Here is a 6,169-nt window from a genome sequence, read left to right on the forward strand (position 1 = left end):
GGACATCGATGAACCCACGAAAGGCGATGACGATCGCCTTCTTCGCCGCACTGCTCGGGATCGGGTACGTTTCGATGAACGCGGCACCCGTACTCTCCGGGGAAGGGTACTCCTACCACGGGGAGACGCGGTGGCAGACCGACTACGCCGACGCCGTCGAGACGGCCGCCGCCGAGGACGAACCGGTCGTGATCTACTTCTGGACGACCTGGTGTACCTACTGTGAGGACTACAACCAGAACCACTACAGCGACCCGGCGGTGCGATCGGAGCTCGATGACTTCACGAAGGTAGCGGTGAACTTAGACAGCGACGCCGAGGCCGACGCGCGGCTGCAGCAGCGGTACAACGTCAACTACCCGCCGCAGCACGTCGTCGTGACGCCCGAGGGGGAGGTGCTCACGCGGATCCCCGGCTACGCCCCGCCCGAGGACTTCCTCGCGTACCTGGAGACGGCCGAGGAGCGCTACCAGTCCGGCGAGACGGCCGATGACGGGTCCTCGACAGCGGCCGCCGGACCGACGTCGACGCCCAGACCCGAGTCGGGAGCGACGACGGAGGCCGCACAGTGAACCCCGGGACGGTCCTGCTGGCGCTGGCGTTTCTCGCTGGACTGGCGAGCACGTCGCTCCTCACGCGGGCGTACCTCCTCGACGACGATCGGTACCTCTCGTACGTCCCGAAACTGACCGCGGCGACGGCGGTGCTCTTGGTCGGGGCGCTCTCGCATCTCACCTACCAGTTCGTGAGCCTCGACTACTCGAACGCCTACGTGTGGGAGAACACCGCCGCGTACCTCTCGGTGCTCTACCGTGTGACGGGCGTGTACGCGGCCAACGAGGGGTCGGTACTCCTGTGGGCGGCGATCGTCGCCGTCGTCGCGCTGACTGCCGGCGTGACGCGGGGGTTCCCGACGCGGCGCGGAAAGCTCGTCCACGCGCTCACCGTCGGCGTCGTGACGTACTTCACGGCGATGCTGTTGCTGCAGAGCCCGTTCGCCTCGGTTCGGACCGCGTTCCCCAACGCGCCCCCGGGGTTCACGCCGACGAGCGGACAGGGACTGAACCCCCTCCTCGTCGATCCGTATATGGCGATCCACCCGCCGGTGATGTTCGTCTCCTACGCGCTGCTGACGATGCCGTTCGCGATCGGGGCCGTCCACTTCATCGCGCTGTTCCGCGGCGACGACGGTCTCTTCTCGGCGTGGGTCGGGAGCGTGACCCGCTGGCTCCGACTCGGATGGCTGTTTCTCACCGCCGCCGTCGCGCTCGGGGGCCTCTGGTCGTACACGGTGCTCGGCTGGGGCGGGATCTGGGCGTGGGACCCCGTCGAGACCGCCATCCTGATCCCGTGGCTGTTCCTGACCGCGACGCTGCACGCGGTCACGAACTACCGGCCCGGCGGTCGGTACCGGGTCCTCGCGCCCGCGATGACCGCCAGCGTGTTCGCGCTCGCGGTGTACACGACGTCGGTGGTCAGAAGCGGCGTCTTCCGGAGCATCCACTCGTTCGCCGACGGCGGGATCGGGGCGTCGTTCCTCGTGCTGATGGGCGTGACGACCCTCCTCGGCGTCGTGCTCCCGTTCACCTACTGGCTCCTGACAGAGGAGGACGAGGTCGACGCGTCCGACTCCGAGCCGAGCGGCGAGGGGCGACTCGCGGGATGGGTCACCCGCTCGAATCTGCTTCACCTCGCCGTCCTCCTCTTCGGACTGCTCACGTTCGTTTCCCTGTGGGGGCTCTCGTTCCCGGTGCTCCGGAGCGCGATGACCGGCCTCGAAGTGTCCGTCGAATCGCGCTACTACAACCTGTGGAGCTACCCGCTCGTACTCGCTGCCTTGCTCCTTCTGGGGTTCTACATGGACTTCGATCGGGAGGGCCTCCGCCGGAGCCTCGTTGGAGTGGCGGTGTTCGGCCTCGCGACGCTCGTCGGTGCCGCCGTCGCGCCGTCGGAGACGTGGCGGCTGGCGTCGGTGCGCCCGGACGACGCCCTCGTCTATCAGGTGATCGGCAACGCGAGCGCGCTTTCGGTGTTACCGCCGGTTGCGTACGCGATCCTCGGGACGGTCAAGCGGACGTGGGGGCGGATCGCCGCGACGTCCAGTCGCGACGCGCGACTGAAGGAGTCCGGGATCACGCTGATCCACGTCGGGGCGGCGCTGCTCGTGCTCTCGCTGCCGTTTATGTACCTCTTCGCCGGACAGGCGTCGGTGATGGCGACCGGCGTCGCGGCCGGCGCGGTCGATACCTCCCAGCGCGACGTCGGGACGTCCGCCTACGACGTCCGGGTGCTCGGCTACGAGCGGACCGAGTTCCCGACAGACCCCGAACCGGAGACGTACGCGCTCTCCTCATCGCAGGTTCTCACCCGCGGACAGTCGCTGAACACGTCGGTGCAGACCGTCCACGGGACGGTGACCGCGATACGCGAGGGGCCGCAGGCGACGGTGGTGCAACTCGACGACTCGCAGGTGTGGATCGGCGTCGCGGGCAACGGGTCGGTGGGCCTCGAAACCGGCCAAGAAGTCGTCGCGCGCGGGCAGGTGATGTGGGAGTTCGTCCCGACGGCCGACGCGATCGTCCTCGCCGGTCCCGAGACCGTCGGTCCCGCTGACGACCCGCCGGATGCGGCCGTTCCGACTCGGGTGATCGCCACCGGCGTGTCCCTCGCGGTGTACGACGACAGCGGACTCGTCGTCTCCGGCGTCGCCGGGCAGCGTGAGTACCCCGAACAGGGCGGCCTCCAAGTGAGAGACGTGCTGATCGATCGCGGGCCGCTCGTCGACACGTACGTCATCGCCGGCGTCAGCGACGGGACGGCCTCGATATCCGTCAAGCGGGTTCCCTTCGTGACGCTGATGCGTCTGAGTATCGCGGCGCTCCTCGTCGGGATGCTGCTCGTGTTCGTCTTCGATCCGCGACACGGCGTCCGAACGAACTCGGTCGTCGGCTCCGGCGAGTCGAGCGCGCCGACGGCCCGCGATCGGCCGGAGGGCGTCACGGAGGTGTCGGAGCGATGAGACGGCTGCTCGCGCTCCTCGTGGTCCTCAGCGCGCTCGCGTTCGTACCCGTCGCCAGCGCGACGACGACGGTGGGCGGGACGGTCACCGTCGCAGACGGCAGTGCGGACGGCGCTCGCGTCGAGGTCGTCCCGCTGACCGAGCAGCGGCAGCGGGCGGAGGACGCGGTGACGACGACGGTCGAAGGGTCGTCGTTCTCGGTCGACGCACCGGACGCACCGGCGTACGCCGTCCGGATCCAGTACGGCGGCGCGACGCACTACGAGATCCTGCAGAACCGCACGCGGGTCGACATCGAACTGTCCGAGCGGTTCTCCGGTCGGGTCGTCGACGCCGACGGGACAGCGGAGTCCGGCGCGGTCGTCGAACTGATCGACGAGAACGAGTACGTCGTCGACACGGGGCGGACGAACGAGACGGGCGCGTTCGCGTTCGGTCCGCTCGAATCCGACGAGACGTACGAGCTTCGCACCACGGTCGGGAACGCGGCGTACCGACGGACGGTCGATCCGTCGACGACACAGAACGTGACGGTCACGGCGCTGCCGCCGACGAACGACACGTCCGTACTCGACGTCGCGAACCGCACCCCGACCGGTCACGTGGTCCAGATCGTACCGCCGGGGAACGACTCGGACGCGCCGAGCGTCGTCGAGACGGTCGCCTTCGAGAACCCGAGCGACCGGCCCTTCGTCGGGACTGTCACGATCGGAACGCCGGCCGACGCGTCGCCGTACGCCGCGATGGTCGACGGGTCGGGCGCGGAGTACCGACAGACGGACGCGGGCGTCGAACTGAACGTCAGCGTGCCGGCGAACGGGAGCACGCAGGTGGGCGCGGCCTACGATCTCTCCGGGACGCAGTTCGAGAAGGAGGTCCGGCGGAACACGTCGTCGCTCGCGGTGGTTCTCCAGGGCTACGATCCGTCCCGAGTGAGCCACTCGGAGAACCTCCGGGTCGGATCGGCACCGATCCCGCTGCTCACGACGAACGAGTCGCTGGCGGCGGGGACGACGATCAGCGTCGACGTCGCCGGCGCGCGGACGAATGACACCGCCTCGACCGCCGGAGGCGACTCGGGCGCGGACGCGATCGAAACGTCGTCCTCCGAGAGCGGGTCGATCCCGTCGTTCCCCGGCGTCCCGATGCTCGCCGGGATCTTCGGCACTGTCGCCGTCGGCCTCGGAGCGTACCGAGTGACCCGCTCGGAGTGATGCGCTCCACCGCGCGCGCAAAGAAAAACCACGAGTATTTTTAAGCCCGCTGCCGTAGCACGCTCCATATGTTCAAGGCCATCGTGAGCGCGTCTACGCTCCAGGACGCGCTCGACTCGGTGAGCGTGCTGGTCGACGAGTGCAAGATCCGGCTGAACGAAGACGAACTGTCGATCCGCGCGGTCGACCCCGCGAACGTCGGGATGGTCGATCTCTCGCTGGACGCCGCCGCCTTCGAGTCCTACGAGGCCGACGGCGGCGTCATCGGCGTCAACCTCGCGAAGCTCGAGGACTTCGTCGGGATGGCCTCGGGCGATCAGCTCGTCGAACTCGAACTCGACGAGGAGACCCGCAAGCTCAACATCCGGATGGACGGCCTCTCCTCGACGCTCGCGCTCATCGATCCGGACTCGATCCGCCAGGAGCCCGACATCCCGGACCTCGATCTCGCCGCCGAGATCGTCCTCGAGGGCGCACAGCTCGATCGCGGGATCAAGGCGGCCGACATGGTCTCCGATCACGTCCGCCTCCGCGTCGACGCCGACGACGAGGCGTTCCACATCGAGGCAGAGGGCGACACCGACGACGTCGACTTCGAACTCGACGCCGGCGACCTGATCGCGCTCACCGCGGGCTCGGCCGACTCGCTGTTCTCGCTGGACTACCTGAAGGACATGAACAAGGCGATCCCGAAGGACGCGGAGGTCACCGTCGAACTCGGCGAGGAGTTCCCCGTCAAGATCCACTACGCCGTCGCCGAGGGACAGGGCAACATCACGTATATGCTCGCGCCGCGCATCCAGAGCGACTAGGCGTCCGTCTGCACCGTCTTCTCACACCCGAACCGTCTTCCGGTGCCATCCGGTCGCGCCGCTCGGGCGCGGTGGACTCCGTTCCTCGGTCTGTACCGTGCCGTCCCGCCTGATCGCTCGGACGACGACCGCGAACTCCGAGCGGTCCGGGGCGTCGAAGGCGTGTCGCCAGCGCCGCCACGCGTGCGGGGCGATCGGCGACTCCAACTCCGCCTCGGTCCACGAACTGCCGCCGTCGACGCTGACTTCGACGGCCGCGATCTCTTCGACACCCGTTTCTAAGCCGCCGAAGGCGACGCCGCCGACCGTGACGCGGTCGCCGTCGCGTTCGGCCCCGCGGACGTACGACATCGTGTTGACGACGGCTTCCTCGTCCCAGCCGCGCTGCTCCCAGTAGGCGTCGTGCTCGACTTCTGCGAGTTCGATCCGGGTGATCCACTTGGTCATCTTCATCCCGTACCGGCCGGGGATGAGCAACCGCGCCGGGAAGCCGTGCGCTCGCGTCAGCGGCTCCGCGCCCATTCGGTGGGCGATCAGGATGTCCTCGCGCTCGACGAGTTCGAGCGGGATCGCCTCGCTGTAGCCGTCGGCCGCGTGAGTGACGACGTCGACCGCAGCCTCCGACGGCGCCGCGTCCGCGACGAGGTCCGAGAGCTGGACGCCCGTCCACCGGGACGTCCCGACGAGGTCGCCGCCGACGGTGTTCGAGATACAGAGCATCGTCGTGAACTGCTCGGTGTTCGCCTCGTGCTCGCGGAGTTCGTCGTACGACAGGCCGTACGGCTCCTCGACCGCGCCGTCGACGTCGAGGGTCCACGATTCGAGATCGACCTCCGGCGGACGGATGTTGATGTCGACGACGTAGTGCTCCTCGGGAGGCGTGATCGCCGGCGGCATTCCCGCGAAGTCGAACCGAGGGTCGCCCACGCGGGGCGTCGAAGCGCCCCCCATTCCGTCGGTTCCGGAACCGTCCCGATCGCCGTCGGTCGCGCCGGTCTCGAGGCCGTCGCCGGACAGGCGCTCGAACGCCGCCCGCAGACCGACGAGCGACCCCGCGCCCGCGACGACGACGACGCCCGCGCGCCGGAGGAACCGCCGCCTGTCCGGGGAGGCCGTCGGCCTCC

At 68.9% G+C, this 6,169-nt stretch carries 5 protein-coding genes; 4 read left to right on the forward strand and 1 reads right to left on the reverse strand.

Translation table 11 applies throughout. The features are described 5' to 3' along the window. The first annotated feature begins 8 nt into the window (after window positions 1-8). From ACP99_RS11450 to ACP99_RS11465, 4 genes are all read left to right on the forward strand, one after another. Window positions 9-572 (forward strand): thioredoxin family protein, encoded by a 564-nt coding sequence (locus tag ACP99_RS11450; protein ID WP_197052440.1) that lies wholly within the window; start codon window positions 9-11, stop codon window positions 570-572. Then, window positions 569-3,019, forward strand: coding sequence for a cytochrome c biogenesis protein CcsA (gene ccsA / locus ACP99_RS11455; RefSeq protein WP_049986728.1), 2,451 nt, complete (start codon window positions 569-571; stop codon window positions 3,017-3,019). The genes ACP99_RS11450 and ccsA overlap by 4 nt, the downstream gene beginning before the upstream one ends. Further along, the gene (locus tag ACP99_RS11460) at window positions 3,016-4,233 is read left to right on the forward strand and encodes a carboxypeptidase-like regulatory domain-containing protein (RefSeq protein ID WP_049986729.1); all 1,218 of its coding nucleotides are present in this window, start codon (window positions 3,016-3,018) and stop codon (window positions 4,231-4,233) included. Before ccsA ends, ACP99_RS11460 begins: the two co-directional genes overlap by 4 nt. Before the next feature lie 68 nt (window positions 4,234-4,301). Beyond that, window positions 4,302-5,045, forward strand: a complete 744-nt coding sequence (locus tag ACP99_RS11465) for a DNA polymerase sliding clamp (protein WP_049986730.1) — start codon at window positions 4,302-4,304, stop codon at window positions 5,043-5,045. Between the two features lie 21 nt (window positions 5,046-5,066). Here the strand turns inward: ACP99_RS11465 and ACP99_RS11470 are convergent. Then, window positions 5,067-6,169, reverse strand: a 1,103-nt coding sequence (locus ACP99_RS11470; protein ID WP_049986731.1) for a molybdopterin-dependent oxidoreductase, incomplete at its 5' end; no start/stop codon positions are given.

The sequence above is a fragment of the Halobellus rufus genome (assembly GCF_000739575.1).
GTDB lineage: Archaea > Halobacteriota > Halobacteria > Halobacteriales > Haloferacaceae > Haloquadratum > Haloquadratum rufum.

Bases quoted from the DNA above. Each gene is read 5' to 3' on its own strand.
- ACP99_RS11450 (WP_197052440.1), top strand. From the start codon at position 9: ATGAACCCACGAAAGGCGATGACGATCGCCTTCTTCGCCGCACTGCTC.
- ACP99_RS11460 (WP_049986729.1), top strand. From the start codon at position 3,016: ATGAGACGGCTGCTCGCGCTCCTCGTGGTCCTCAGCGCGCTCGCGTTC.
- ACP99_RS11465 (WP_049986730.1), top strand. From the start codon at position 4,302: ATGTTCAAGGCCATCGTGAGCGCGTCTACGCTCCAGGACGCGCTCGAC.